This window comes from Gillisia xinjiangensis (genome assembly GCF_046298265.1).
Classification (GTDB): domain Bacteria; phylum Bacteroidota; class Bacteroidia; order Flavobacteriales; family Flavobacteriaceae; genus Gillisia; species Gillisia xinjiangensis.
In genome coordinates this window covers 894,917-909,548 of the sequence record NZ_JBKAHK010000002.1, presented here as the reverse complement: position 1 = coordinate 909,548, position 14,632 = coordinate 894,917, and the positions used below count along the sequence as shown (strand labels likewise).

Here is a 14,632-nt window from a genome sequence, read left to right as displayed (position 1 = left end):
AAGGAGCATTCCGGGAATAGGGGGTATTGTAGCAGTTGGTATTCTATCAGAACTCGGAGATCTAAGACGTTTCAGTAGCTTAAAACACCTGGCAGGCTATGTTGGACTAGCACCCGGAATCCATCAAAGCGGAGCTACTTCCAAATCGATGGGAATGAACCCCCGATGCCACCGACTAATTCGCTCTTATTTTGTGGAAGCATCATGGCAGGCAATAAGAACAGATCCGGTTATCCAGTCCTATTACAGGAAACACCTGGGCAAGGATGTCAAGAAAATAATCGTCAAAGTGGCCCACAAATTATTAAGTCGGACTTTGGCCGTAATCAAAACTGAAATCCCTTACGAAGTTGGGGTTGTAGCATAAAATATAAATCAATGACTAAGCTCAAAATATTAAAAGCCCATACCACAAAACAACATAGGTGGCCATTCTGGATCACATTTTTTAGCAAGTGGATGGGTTTATTTAACCAATCATAGCGATGCTGGTGGCGCTTCTTTAAGTCAAGTGACCACAAATAGGATGCTGAGCGGGTTATTTTTGCATTAAATTCTCACTGAAGCAAAGCTTCATTAAGAATTTAACGCTCTAAAAATTTATAAGGAATGAAATAAGAGAAAATAAAATATTAATTTTGAGAGACAAGATTATTGCTTTTCATAGGATATGTTGTTGTGCGTAGTGCTAATTTCCTTTCAGGGATTCGAAAATTTTGACTACCAAATCCTGTTTATTTGCCGTAAGATTTTCACTCCACATTTTTAAGGGCGCTTTTGAAAATATATTTTCGGCATCTTGATCAATTAAGGCTATATGAACTGATGTATTATTTATCTCAGGATTGTTAGCGATTAATAATTGTTTAGAATATCCATCAAATATATCATCGCGCACCTCATAATCCTCATCTGAAATATTTTCCTCTTTGCGTGTGTAAATTCCATAGTCAAAAGAAATTATTATTCCTGAGCCTTGAATTTTTCCAACATAGGAATCATAACCTTGTTCTTCTATTAATTTAAAATTGTCTGGGACTTCTATAGTATAGTTTCTTATTTCTATAATTTTATTTTCACTGGAAAAAGATTCATCATTTCCACTACAGCTTATCAAAAATGTGATAGAAAACAAGATTAAAATTCTAAAAATTTTCATAGTATATAAGTTTTTCATTAATTATTAATTTGCATTACGCACAACGTCCCGAATAAAAACTGTGCGAGCTGGCCAGCGTGATTGTCCGCAGGACAATTCGCTAAGCAAGTGAGCACGGATTTTCGATTCGAGACAGGTTTGAGCATTGTTTTTATATGTTGTTACCCAACGTTATTTTAAAGCGTAATTTATTTGGAACAAAAAAGCACTGGTTCTCAAATTATACCCATCCGACTTATATAAATCAGTTAGAGTTGTTTGATAATTATATCCAATCCCTGCAATTAAGTTTTCTGTAAATTCATAATTTATTGAAGCTTCTATGAAAGCTTCTAAAAAATACCCTTTACTTTTTCCCTGCGCATTATTCTGTATTTCAAAATTATTTTTAAATCCGCTTTCTAAAATTGGTTTTAGTTTGCCTGGCAGCAAGGAATAAAAAATTGAAACAGGAACAACCAAAAACCTTTGCTCGATAATTTCCGGAGTGGGCGAAGTAAATGCATTACACACTACGCAAGTGTAGGCTCCTGTAAAGTCCTTATTAGAATATAAAATTCCAGAGGATATACCCAATTTCTCTCCAAAGAAGTGTCTGGTGGTGAGGCCTAAAGTGTAATTGTTTTGGTTATAATCTATCCCTTCATATCCAGTAGAAGAGCCTTCCGTGAGAATATAATCTTTTCCATCTATATCATCTGAAAAGGATATGTTATCAATAGAAAATTCAATTCCAATATTCCAGTGTGAAGTATTTTGAGAATATAAGCTGAATTGAAGAAGTAAAAATGTCATTAATAGTATTTTCTTCATATTACGGTTTTTTAAATGTTGGGTAACGTACTGATAAATGCACTATTGCATTTATTTCTTTTATATGTGAATAATGAATTTACCTATTTTTAAATTTAAGCAATTTTATTGGCAAATAATGATTCTAATTTATGAGTTCGCTTGATCCAATTTCATTTCCGCAAGATACTGAATATCAATTGAATAAAAGCTTTTGTAGATGTCGCTTGACCCAATATTGACCCGGGTAAATACATAAAAATGCCGAAACCCCCAGTGTTTACTGAGGGTTTCGGCTTCTTAGTAGCGGGAACAGGACTCGAACCTGTGACCTTCGGGTTATGAGCCCGACGAGCTACCTACTGCTCTATCCCGCGATATATCTTTAATCTAAATTGTCAAGTTTACAAATAACCTTACTCGCTTAAAAGCTTTCTTCGTTATTGGAGTGCAAATATACAATAGAATTCCTCTTTTGCAAAGGAAAATTTCAAAAAATTAATTTTTTATTAGCTGGATACTTTTATCAGCCACTTAGAAAAAATGCATCCAAATCGATCCTGCAAACACGGCTTTGATTTTCAAATTATTAGGTGACGGTTCTCTATAAATTTGAAATTTCTGAACTGTTCAAAAATATGATTCAGCATAAAAAATTACTGTTCGATGCTGTTTGCTGAAAACTCTATCACCTCATTTCCCTCAAATCGCACATAAACCTCTATGGGATTACAACAAACCTCGCAATCTTCAATGTAGGCTTGCGAGCTTACCGATGCATCCAGCAGCATTGAAATTTCTTCCCAGCAATACGGGCATTGGAATACATGTTCATTCATCTGTTCTTAGATTAGGTAAACCTATCAAAATTCAACGTTAAGAAGTTGCCCTGTAAGCTGCAGCAATTGTATTTCGGCTAATTTCGCATCGTATTTAGCAAGATTTTTACTGGTTCTGGCATTGAGTAAATTGATTTGTGCCTGCCGGAATTCTATGGAGGTTATCTGACCTATTTTAAACTGCTCCTCTGTGCGTTCAAAGTTGTTTTGATTGGTTACCACATTATTTTCCTGCACTTCAAAGATATAACGCTTGTTTTCATAATTCCCCAAAGCGTTGGCGATATCCCTGTTCACCTCGAGAATTATTTGCTTTTTAATATATTCCTCGTTTTCAAGCCTCACCTTAGAATTTCTTACGTTGGTAATTGAAGCTCCTCCATCAAAAATATCCCAGCTCAAACTCAAGCCTGCGGCATAACCTAAAGTGGTGCTAGTTTGTGCAAAGGAAGTGGAAGGTAAACTTGCTGTATTCCATCCATACGAACCGTTGAGATTTACAGTAGGCAAATATCCGGATTTACTTACTTTCAAAGCATATTCTGATATTGAGATCGTACTTTCTGCACGAAGCAGGGAAACATTATTCATTTTTGCTTCTGAAAGATAGGATTCCAGCTGTAGCTTAGGTATAAATGCTACGGTTGTATCTACCAGGAATGCATCCAGGGGAATTTCCTGATCATTGACAATTACATTCAGATCCCGTCTGGCATTATCCAGTTGCTGTTGCACGTTTAAAAGATTAATACTGTCATTATTAACATCAACCTCTGCATTTAATACGGCAAGCCTGTTGCTTTGTCCAAATTCAAATTGATACTGCGCCCGGATTATCCGGTCCCTGGAAATTTCAAGAGTTTCTTCCAGAACATCTACATTTTCTGTAAGCCGTGCCACCTCAAAATAAACCGTTAGCAATTGCAGGATCGTATTTTCTATGGTTTCCCTTGCATCCAGAGTTGTGAGATTGTACTGCTCCTTAAGTTGTTTAAAGTTATACCATCTCCCCAAACCGTCAAACAAGGTATAATTTAGGTTTATAGAAGCATTGTATCGGTTTGTTTTAGCTCCCTCAACATCTCTTTCATCTCCTCCCTGTAAAGTGGCATTAATATCTTCAATATTGTAATTCGCGCCAGCCACTCCAGTTATAGAAGGAAGATATCCCGAATTTAAAATATCCTGATTATTATCGGCGATCTCGACATTATTTTGAGAAATCTTGATTCCGTAATTGTTTTCAAGTGTTTTTACGATTGCTTCTTCCTTACTTATAATTCTTGTTTGTGCAAAGCTGCCTCCCAGGTAAAAAAGGAAGAGGAAAAGTAAGGATTTATGTATTATCTGCATGAGCTTCTTCTTCTTTTTGTTCTTTAATCGCTCTTTCTACATTTTCATTTTCCACTTTTTTTCCGGTAGCAAGCCAAATGGCCCCCACCTTGAAATAATTGCTTAATGCAAGAAATAAAGGTAGCAGCAACAGAGTTAAAACTGTGGCAATTCCTATTCCATAAGCAATCGAAATCGCCATAGGTTTAAGGAATTGTGCCTGCCTGCTTTTTTCGAATATAAGGGGTGCAAGTCCGGCAATGGTTGTAAGGGATGTAAGGAAAATCGCTCTAAATCTGGACCTTCCTGCTTCATAAAGCGCGTTTTCAAATTTCATACCTTCCACAAGGTAATTATTAAATTTCCCAATCAATACCAGTCCGTCATTCACCATAATTCCAATGAGAGCAATGATTCCCAGGGCCGAAAGAAAATTGATGGGAAATCCATGGATCCAGTGTCCCCAGGCTACCCCAATTATACTGAATGGAATTAAAAGCATTAGCAACAAAGGCTGACTATAACTTCTGAAAGTAAACGCAATTGTAGCGTAAATTAAGAACAACACAATAGGAAGTACTTTTTTAGCTGAATTCGAAAGTTTTTCTCCTTCCCTGTTTTGTCCTTCATAAGAAACAGAAAGCGATGGATATTTATTCAGAAGGTTCGGCATTATATTATTTTGCACATCAAAAAGAATATCAGTAGCACTTCCGTTGGGATCTTCCATATCTGCACTTACTCTAATTTCACGTAATCCGTTCAGGTGGCTTATTGATTCAGTTCCTCTTATAATTTCATAATCTGCAATCTCCCTGAAGGGAACCCGTGTTCCGGAAGGTGTAACGATCCTGTAATCATCCAGTTTGGTGATAGAAGATCGCTCTTCAAGATTATAACGTACCCAAACTCTAACTTCATCCTGCCCACGCTGGAAACGTTGTGCCTGGGTTCCAAAAAAGGCATTTCTAATTTGTCGCATCACATTGCTAAGGTCCAGCCCCAAAGCGTATGCGTTTTGCTTTAATTTGATATCTATTTCCTTGATGCCTTTAGGGTCATTATCTGTAACATCTTTGAGCAGGGTATTATTTTCAAATATCACCTTTAATTCTTCCTTTGCCGCTTCCAGTTCTTTTATATTATTACCCAAAAGAGAGACTGAAACAGGACTTCCTCCAAAATTCCCTCCAGATCCGAAGGTGAGACTTTCAACTCCAAAGACAGGCCCTACCTCTTCCCGGATCGCATTGGTAATATCTGGGGATGCAAAATCCCTTTCTTCACCGGGGAGTAAATTCACCTGCAGGGAAGCTTTATTATTCCCGGGACCTACGCGTTTAATAATGTTTTCAACCACAGCTTTATTTCCTGTTTGTCGCTCTGTAAAGTCATCATTTACTCTCCAGGCTGCTGCTTCCACAAGGCTAATAATAGAATCGGTTTTAGCCGGATTGGTTCCCTCTGCCATCAATAAATCAATAGAAACCCTGTCACTGGCAATACTGGGAAATAAGGTAACACGTATCCATCCCCCTCCTATTGCTCCTACGGTGAGGATTAGCAGTACCAATATAATGGAAAGACTCATTACAGGCTGTCTCAAAATAAACCTTAAGGCCGGACTGTATGTTTTATCCCGCATATAGACCATAATTTTATCTCCGGTCCTGTTAAATCCTCTCAGTTTTTCAAAAACCTTATCTGTCCTGCTTTTCTTTTTAACTTTCGAATCGCGCACCAAAGCTTTGGAGTGCGCGATATGTGCCGGAAGAATAATAAATGCCTCTATTAAGGAAACAATTAAGGTTAAAATAACCACCGTAGAAACTTCAGCAAAGAATTCTCCTATCCGGCTGTCCAGAAACAAAAATGTACCAAAAGCCAAAACGGTGGTTATTATAGCTGAAATAACCGGCGGCACAACTTCCATAGTACCGTCGATAGCCGCACGAACCGGATTTTTACCCTTCTCGTAATGCTGGTAAATATTTTCTGAAATTACTATCCCGTCATCTACCAGGATCCCAATAACGATGATCATACCAAATAATGACAGCACATTAATAGTCACACCGAATTGCGCTGCAAAAATGAACATTCCAAGGAAAGCTACCGGCAAACCGAAAGCAACCCAGAAGGCAAGACGGGTATTCAAAAAGAAGGAAAGGAACAGCAATACCAACAAAATCCCAATAAATCCGTTTTCCAGAAGCAGTTGTGTACGCTGATTTAATGTAATTGAAGAATCACTCACCACATCCAACCGGATATTGGAATTCTTTTCATTGAAAGAGGTAATATACTCATTAACCTTATCGGCTGTAGAAAGCAGATCTTCATTATTGGTATTGCTTATTTGAACATTTACCGCCATATTCCCGTTAAAGAATAAGGCATTTGGAGTTTCAGAAAAACGATCTCTAACCACAGCAATATCCCTTAACCTGATAGTTTGTCCGGAAGGATTTGCCCGCACAACAAGATCGTTTAAAGCATCACCAAAATAAGCACGGTTATTGGCCCTTATGAGATAATCTTCAGCATAGGTTTTTATAGTTCCTCCAGTGGTGAGGATATTTGCATTAGAAACTGTCGCGGCCACCTCTTCAAAGGTGAGGTTAAAGGCAAGTAGATCATCCTGTCTAACCGCTATCTCAATTTCTTCTTCAGGATAACCAGAAATTTCAATTTGAGAAACCCCATCTATGGCCCGCATATCATTCTCAATTTGCTGGCTTATTTGTTTTAGCGTTGTAAGGGGTATATTTTCTCCACTTACAGCAAAGCTAATTGTAGGGCGCACAAACTCCTGCTTAGCGACTACAAGCGGCTCCATCCCTGTAGGGAAATTGGGAACCCGGTCTACCGCATTTTTTACTTCAGAAAGAATCACATCGATATTTTCTCCCTGCTCAATTTCAACGGTTATGGAGCCTCCGCTTTCACGCGCTACAGAAGTTACCCTGTCTATTCCAATTAAACCCTTTAAATTGTCTTCAATTTTAAGGATAATACCCTCTTCAATTTCTTCGGGGGAAGACCCCGGGTAGGCTACATTTATATTTATGATACGGGAATCTTCCAGGGGAAAAAAGGAAGACTTCATATTGAATATCCCAACGACTCCAAAGATAACAAAAGCAAAAACCACAACATTTACCGCAACTTCATACTTTATAAAATAACTTATTATTTTTCTCAATTTTTCCGGGATTTAACTGAATTTGGACTTTCGCTTATCGCCACCTCCATTCCCGGATAAGCTCCCGGAACCGGAGATGAAACCAATTTAGCACCATCTTCAAGCCCCTGAATAACTACTTTTTCTGAAGCGAAATAAACCGGAGTAACCGGAACAAGATTAAGCAAACCTTCATTCACTACGTAAACTTTAGATTGATCTACCAACAACTCCCGCGGGATTTCAATGGCATTTTCCACACTTCGTGCTTCAAGCCTGGCTTCCAGGTACATTCCTTCCTTTACTTCCGGGTCTTTAACATTTATAAAAACCTGAATGGTTTGTGAAGCCTGATCTATACGACTGTTTACACGACTTACAGTTCCTTTGAATGTTTGAGTATTTTCAAGGTTGGACAACGTCACCTTTTCACCTATTTTAAGCAAATCACTGAAGGATTTTCGGATTGCTACCTCCAGCTCAAATTCTGATGGGTCTATAAATTCTCCCAGTTTTTGTCCGGGACGAACCAAGGAACCTTCTGTTACCAAAGCTTCCGTTAAAACCCCGTTATAAGGCGCAATAATTGAAAACTTATTTAACCGGGCCTCCAGGTTTTTTATATTGTAATAAGCCGAAACAATCCCCCTGCCAGCGATAAAATATTTTTCCTGATTGGATTCGGTTTCCGGCAATGGTGCCAGATTACGGTTTACATCAAAATTATTGAGATATTTCTCCCATTTCGGGTATAATTCAGGATAGTCAAGCCTCAGATCGGGCATAATGGCCGTAATGCTATTATAAAGTTCACTCCTGGCCGCACGTACATTGGCAGCAAATTCTGAACCATCTATATTCAAAAGAACCTGACCGCGCCTGTATGTTTGCCCTGCCCTGAATGGTTTACTGCTATTTCTAAAAATGCCTTCTACTTCTGAAAAAAGTTCTGTTTTATTTAGGGCCGTAACGGCACCATTTGCAGGAATAATTATAGGTACTGTTCGATTTTGAACTGTATCTACAAAAACAGTTTTAACTGTTTTGTTTATAGGTGGTCGTTCTACGGTATTGCTGTCTATGATGGCCTTGGCTCCAAAAACAGCAGCTATTACAAGTAAAACTCCAAGTATGGAGAGAATTATTTTACGCATGAATTGTTTTTAATTAAACTTTAGACTCCAATAAACAGAAAACGTTTAATCAACAATGAAAAAACATGAACAAATAAAAATCTAACCCATTGTTTCCAATTCTTCCTGCAAAATTTCCCAGGATTTCATTAGCTGTTCCAACTCCTTTTTTTTCTTTTTATAATTCTCCAGAAAATGAGGTTTCGCAATGGCTTTGTTATAATTCTGGGCCATCTCGAGGTCCTTCTCTTTCAATTCCTTCTCCAGCTTCCCAATCTTAGCCTCTGTATTGCTTAGTTTATTGTTCAGGGATTTAGATTTTTTCTGATCGTTATAGGCCTGCTTATTATCGGTATTCTTAGTATCCTCTTTTGCGACTTTATCTCGTTTCTCGATAGCCCGCATGTTTTCCACATTCCGCTGATCCAGGTAATAATCTATATCTCCAAGATATTCCCTTATTTTTTTGTTTTTAAACTCATAAACGGTCGAGGTAAGATTCTGAAGAAAATCCCTGTCATGGGAAACCAGGATCAAGGTACCTTCAAAAGTTTTAAGAGCTTCTTTTAATACGTTTTTCGATTTAATGTCCAAATGGTTTGTAGGCTCATCCATTATAAGCACATTAAATGGCTGAAGCAAAAGCTTACAAAGCGCCAAACGGTTTCTTTCGCCACCTGAAAGCACTTTTACCTTTTTACTTACTTCATCTCCCCTAAACAAAAATGAACCCAACATATCCCTTACTTTGCTGCGGGTTTTTTCTGTAGCAGCATCAATCATAATATCCAATACAGTTTTTTCACCATCCAGATATTCTGCCTGGTTTTGTGCGAAATACCCAATTTGAACATTATGTCCCAGCTTCATCTTTCCTGAATGGGAAATTTCATCAACCAGAATTTTAGCAAGTGTAGATTTTCCCTGCCCGTTTTGTCCTACAAATGCGATCTTACTCCCCCGCTCTATTAAAAGATCGATATTTTCAAGAACATTGAGTTCTCCGTAAGTTTTTCCTATATTCTCTCCTTCAACAATAATTTTCCCAGGTTGAATAGAAATCGGGAACCTAACATTCATCACCGCATTATCATCTTCATCTACCTCAATCCTGTCTATTTTATCCAATTTTTTAATCAGCGACTGGGCCATGGAAGCTTTGGAAGCTTTAGCCCTGAATTTTTCGATGAGTTTTTCAGTTTGCTCAATTTGTTTTTCCTGATTCTTTTGAGAAGCAAGCTGTTGTGTTCTTAATTCCTCCCGTAGCACAAGATATTTTGAGTAGGATTTTTTATAATCATAAATCTGACCTAAAGAGATCTCGATCGTCCTGTTGGTGACATTGTCAAGAAACATTTTATCGTGAGAAACTATAATCACACATCCCGGGTAATTGGAAAGGAATGATTCCAGCCAGATAATAGATTCAATATCCAGGTGGTTTGTTGGCTCATCCAGCAACAAAATATCATTGCTCTGTAAAAGCAGTTTCGCGAGTTCTATCCGCATTCTCCAACCTCCGGAAAAAGTTTCCGTAAGCTTATCGAAGGTATTTCTTTCAAAACCAAGTCCTGTTAAAACCTTTTCTGTTTCCCCCTGGTAATTATATCCTCCAATAATTTCGTACTGATGCGTGATTTCGCTGAGGTCATGAATAAGATCCATATAAGCCTCACTTTCGTAATCGGTTCTGGTAGTGAGTTGTTCATTGATAAATTCCATCTTTTTTTCAATGGCTTTTATCTCTTCAAAGGCCTGTTGCGCCTCTTCCTGAACAGTTCTCCCCTGTATGAAATCTATATCCTGTTTTAAAAATCCTATTTTAAGTTCCTTATCTTTGGCTATCTGGCCAGTAGTTGCTTCCTGTTCTCCTGAAAGAATTTTAAGCATAGTAGATTTTCCGGCTCCGTTCTTACCAATAAGACCTACGCGGTCTCCCGCCCCTAATCTAAAGGTGATTTCGTCAAACAAAGTCTCTCCGCCGAAGGAAATAGATAAATTATGAATGTTAAGCATTGTATTGTTCTAATATTTTTGCAAAGATGCCTATTTTTGTGATGCTAAAAAAATAGAAATGAGTTTCTTAAAGGGTACCAAATTATACAGCATTTTTACCGGGACCTGTCCGGTTTGTCATCAGGAAAGCATGTATAAGGAATCAAACCCTTATAAAATGACCAAAATTTTCCAGATGCACGAACGTTGTTTCCACTGTGGAACCAAGTATAAGATAGAACCTTCCTTTTTCTTTGGAGCAATGTATGTGAGCTATGCTCTTGGGATTGCATTTGCGGTGGCAGCTTTTATTATTACTTATTTTTTATTTGGAGGGGGACTTATGACGACTTTCATTGCCATAACTGGTACGCTGGTGGTTTTTATGCCTGTTATTATAAGGCTTTCAAGAAATATATGGATTAATGTGTTTCTTCATTATAAAAAACCGGATTAATCCCTCATTGAGGGTTTAATCCCCGGAGGCTTGCCTCGATTTTTTTAAAGTATTTTCTAATTCATACCTCGTGGGCTTGCCCCGAGGTTTTTTGATTCTTTTTTAACAAACCTCCTGATATCGATATCTTTGGGTATAGCAGTCTCATTTTCAATAGAATCTATCAATTTCCTTGCCACGGTGGGAGCTATTAAAACACCACGGCTACCAAAACCATTACAGCAAAACATCCCTTTATATTCAGAGTGTTCTCCAACGAGTGGTTTTCTATCGGCAGTTGCAGGGCGAATTCCGGCAACCTGCCCTACCATTTCGAAACCACAGGTAATTAATGCGTGTAGCTTTTCCAGCAAGTATTCCTTTGCCTCTGCTGTTGGAACTGAAGTCTTATCTTTATTGTTATAGGTTGCACCAACCTTATAAAGGTCATTTCCTAACGGAAGTATAAAAACCGATGATTTAACCGCCACATCAAGCTTAAGAACTTCAGATTTGATTATTAAATATTCCCCTTTATTGCCATTCAGCGGAAGATTATTGAAAAATGGATTTCTGGTCATACCAAAACCATCACAAAAAATTATTCTCTTTGCCTGAAATCCCTTGTAATTAAATTGACCATTTTTAAGCTGAAGCATATCATACTGAAAATCTTCAGATATGAAAACACCTAAATCCTTCAAATACTTCCTGTACGCCTTCAGAAGTAATTCTGTATTAATAACTCCTGTATCCTTTACCATACCGAAGGAAAAATCAGAGGGAATGTTTGGATTTAATTCTGAAAGAAGGTTCGGGGAAAGAAATGCAGCTACCGAAGGTTTATCCATGGCCTCAAACCAATTATTCTGTTCTTCCACCGAATGAAATTTTCTATAAATGGGCATTTCCCGGATTATCGAAATTTTCAGTTTTTCTTCCAAAGAATGATAGAAAGGAATGGCGGTTTTCAGCTGTTCATCTGCTTCCCACGCAAGGGTAAATCTTTTTAAAATAACCGGATTATAAATTCCTCCTGCAACGGTAGATGAAGACTGGGAGTTATTTTCAAAAACCCGGATATTTTTACCTGAATCTATCAATTTTTCAGAAACTGCAATCCCACTTAATCCCGCACCAACAATAATATAATCCAACATAGGTTTCAATTAAAAAACGCTCCGTTACAACGGAGCGTTTAAAGGTTATTTTTAAAAAATTCATTAACTAATAAAACCGGCTCCCTTTACGGGACAGGAAATTAGTAATTCCACATGTCCTGTTCAAAGTTTCTGATTTGTTCTTTTATCCTTTGAGATTCCAGAAGTTGCATAAATGCATTTTCTGTAATATAATCATTAACCCCCCTATCTCCCTGCACATTATCTTCTTTGTAAATAACCGCATTGAATCTTCGTGCATTCAATAAATGATCGTAGGTAATAGATTGGGATGAATTCCCACCATTAAAAGCCTCATTCTCAAATAATATTTCCCGTGCATCCGGGAACCATACCCAAAAAAGTTCAACCAGATCTGGCTCTTCATCATCCAGGAAATTCACATCAGGAGCAACCGGAGCTATTCCCAATAATCTATATTTCATTTCCGCCTGGCGTTTATCAAAATACCACATACCACGAATATGATATTCAGCTATATCAGCAGAGGTAATATCCCTTCTGTTAATATACTGCTGATCTATTTGCTCTCCCGCGTTGTATTGTTCAACACCAAGATCGGTTGTATCAATTTTGGAAATAGCGGCACTAATACCTTCCAGTGTTCTCTTTTCATTGAAATAGGCGTCTGCATAAATATTCTTTATTTTTCCACTCTTTATTCCTGTCATCAAGACATCGTAAAGAGATCTTCGGTTGGAACCGATATTATTGGTGTCTATAGGATAATAAAGCGGAAAATTTACTCTTTCATCCAAATCGATGATCTCCCAGATATTTTTAGACCATAAGATATCTCTTTCATCAACATACCCATATTCCAATGGCTTGCTTTCCTTTTTTACCACCATTTGGGTATCAGATAGTTTTCCGATATCATCTGGAGATTTTGCATTCAGCATGTTTGTTTGCCCATACGATGAAAGACAAAAAAACAATCCGAACACCCCTATCAAAAATTGATTCCACTTCATTGTACTGAATTTTTTAATTTGTTAACTCTACAAATACAGGCGATACCTTTTTAAGCTTATATCCTGTATTTGAAGCCAATTGTGCTTCTATGTCAAAAATTTGCACGGTCTCTCCTCTTGATGCACGTCTTAATGCAGCTTTTGCCGGTCCATCCAATTGATTCCCCCTAACATTTATGGTTGGCTGTCCTGAAACTTTAAAACTGAAACCGGTAATACGAAGGCCAATATCAAAATCAAAATCCTGAAGCGCTGCCCCAACGGTTGCAATTTCAAGATTGTTACGCGGCATTTTAACCGATCCGTCTTCACCTCTTATAGTTCCTACCGGACTTGGAATATCCTTCACCCTAAAAGATTTACTGTCTGAAACAGTTTCACCTCCAGGCAATTTCCCGCTTACATTAATAGTTACCTCACGGGCTTGCAGCGTAGTTACATCCATTACATAGTTTCCGGCTCCACCTGCGGGAGATAATCCCGGGGCATTGGCTGTAACATTACCAACTCCAGGTATGGAAATGGTCATTGGATTTTTCACCCCTCTGTATACCACGTTCATTTTATCTGCCGAAATGACCGCAGAATTAGGCTTAGGTATTACTGCGTAAGAACTGGTAATTGGAATACTTACCACAGAATCACCTTCCTTAAACTGAATTTCACCTTTTATGGCTTGCTCTCCAACATTCCCCGCAGGAAAACTTAGAGATACCTGTCCGGCTTCATTGCTTTCAACTTTATTTCCATTCACAACAACATTGTCAAACTTCAGGGTTTTATCAACACGTCCTAAAACAATTTTACCGGTAAAGTTTTCACCGGAAAAGAAAGCTGTTTTGGTTGGAACAACAATTGCCTCATAATTGGTTAACGATACTTCACTTTGCAATTGCCCTGAAAGCATGGCCGAAAGAATTTCACTTTCTGTTGTTTTAACGTCTGCCTGTAATTGAGTTAGTTTTGTAAGTGAAGCAATCAATGGATATCCCTGATAATGATATTCCAACCAAGGCTTGGTAATCCCATTCCTGTTTTTAACTGGCTCTGTAGCGAATTCATTTTTTACCTTTGAAGCAATCGCGGCAAAGTCATCCTCAATTAAAGAGGCTACACCTTCACGATATGCTGCGATTTTTTGAACAAACTCCTCTCCTTTAACAGTATTTCTGCCTCCCGTGAAGAACATCTCATCCAACTGATCTGGGCGATCCATCGTTTCATAATCTGTTCTGTCAATTTCTTCAACCCTGTCTTTGGTCAATTCGGCCTTAATATTTTCAATGTAAGTATTAAGATTTGTTGAAAGCTGGTCAATTTTATCGGCTTTTTCTTTAAGAGGAGCATACTTTGCAGGCTGCTCACTTACTTTTTCTTCGAGACCCGCCATAAAGGCAATGTTTCGTTGAGTGGTAGTTTCGTTAGATTCTGCCAGTTTTTCATTCATTAATCCAAAAGCGGTAAGAACCTCTTTAGACATATTTAAAGCCAACATTGCAATGAAAACCAAATACATCAGGTTTATCATCTTCTGTCTTGGTGATTGTTTTCCAGACGCCATGTATAATTAGTTTAGTATTGTATTAATATTGATAGTCTTTACAACT

At 37.9% G+C, this 14,632-nt stretch carries 12 protein-coding genes and 1 tRNA gene; 2 read left to right on the top strand and 11 right to left on the bottom strand.

What is annotated here, in order from left to right:
• The coding region (locus ACKGJN_RS05205) for a transposase (protein WP_409538368.1) at positions 1–367 on the top strand (367 nt) is incomplete at its 5' end.
• A 321-nt stretch (positions 368–688) separates the two neighbouring features.
• Here the strand turns inward: ACKGJN_RS05205 and ACKGJN_RS05200 are convergent.
• The 8 genes from ACKGJN_RS05200 to ACKGJN_RS05165 all read right to left on the bottom strand — a co-directional run bounded on the left by ACKGJN_RS05200 (position 689) and on the right by ACKGJN_RS05165 (position 10,455).
• Positions 689–1,159, bottom strand: coding sequence for a hypothetical protein (locus ACKGJN_RS05200; RefSeq protein WP_409538367.1), 471 nt, complete (start codon positions 1,157–1,159; stop codon positions 689–691).
• A gap of 171 nt (positions 1,160–1,330) precedes the next feature.
• A complete protein-coding gene (locus ACKGJN_RS05195) occupies positions 1,331–1,972 on the bottom strand; it encodes a hypothetical protein (protein WP_409538366.1) in 642 nt (213 codons plus the stop codon).
• A 283-nt stretch (positions 1,973–2,255) separates the two neighbouring features.
• A tRNA-Met gene (locus ACKGJN_RS05190) sits at positions 2,256–2,328 on the bottom strand.
• Positions 2,329–2,607: 279 nt separating this feature from the next.
• Positions 2,608–2,790 carry a CPXCG motif-containing cysteine-rich protein gene (locus ACKGJN_RS05185; RefSeq protein ID WP_409538365.1) on the bottom strand — a complete coding sequence of 61 codons (183 nt, stop codon included), beginning with the start codon at positions 2,788–2,790 and terminating at the stop codon, positions 2,608–2,610.
• A gap of 24 nt (positions 2,791–2,814) precedes the next feature.
• Complete coding sequence (locus tag ACKGJN_RS05180) at positions 2,815–4,143, bottom strand: TolC family protein (RefSeq protein WP_409538364.1); 1,329 nt, start codon at positions 4,141–4,143, stop codon at positions 2,815–2,817.
• On the bottom strand, positions 4,127–7,327 hold the full coding sequence (locus tag ACKGJN_RS05175; RefSeq protein ID WP_409538363.1) for an efflux RND transporter permease subunit: 3,201 nt from the start codon (positions 7,325–7,327) through the stop codon (positions 4,127–4,129). The genes ACKGJN_RS05180 and ACKGJN_RS05175 overlap by 17 nt, the downstream gene beginning before the upstream one ends.
• The gene (locus ACKGJN_RS05170) at positions 7,324–8,460 is read right to left on the bottom strand and encodes an efflux RND transporter periplasmic adaptor subunit (protein ID WP_409538362.1); all 1,137 of its coding nucleotides are present in this window, start codon (positions 8,458–8,460) and stop codon (positions 7,324–7,326) included. Before ACKGJN_RS05170 ends, ACKGJN_RS05175 begins: the two co-directional genes overlap by 4 nt.
• Before the next feature lie 81 nt (positions 8,461–8,541).
• A complete protein-coding gene (locus ACKGJN_RS05165) occupies positions 8,542–10,455 on the bottom strand; it encodes an ABC-F family ATP-binding cassette domain-containing protein (protein ID WP_409538361.1) in 1,914 nt (637 codons plus the stop codon).
• Positions 10,456–10,513: 58 nt separating this feature from the next.
• On the opposite strand from ACKGJN_RS05165, the gene ACKGJN_RS05160 reads away from it, so the two are divergent.
• Entirely contained in the window at positions 10,514–10,891 is a 378-nt protein-coding gene (locus ACKGJN_RS05160; RefSeq protein ID WP_409538360.1) for a DUF983 domain-containing protein, read from the top strand.
• A gap of 56 nt (positions 10,892–10,947) precedes the next feature.
• On the opposite strand, the gene ACKGJN_RS05155 is transcribed toward ACKGJN_RS05160, so the two are convergent.
• The 3 genes from ACKGJN_RS05155 to porM all read right to left on the bottom strand — a co-directional run bounded on the left by ACKGJN_RS05155 (position 10,948) and on the right by porM (position 14,586).
• Positions 10,948–12,030: an NAD(P)/FAD-dependent oxidoreductase gene (locus ACKGJN_RS05155; RefSeq protein WP_409538359.1), complete on the bottom strand. Its 1,083-nt coding sequence runs from the start codon at positions 12,028–12,030 to the stop codon at positions 10,948–10,950.
• Between the two features lie 101 nt (positions 12,031–12,131).
• Entirely contained in the window at positions 12,132–13,025 is an 894-nt protein-coding gene (porN, locus tag ACKGJN_RS05150) for a type IX secretion system ring subunit PorN/GldN (RefSeq protein ID WP_409538358.1), read from the bottom strand.
• 13 nt (positions 13,026–13,038) lie between these two features.
• Positions 13,039–14,586, bottom strand: a complete 1,548-nt coding sequence (porM, locus tag ACKGJN_RS05145; RefSeq protein ID WP_409538357.1) for a type IX secretion system motor protein PorM/GldM — start codon at positions 14,584–14,586, stop codon at positions 13,039–13,041.
• Between the last annotated feature and the right edge of the window lie 46 nt (positions 14,587–14,632).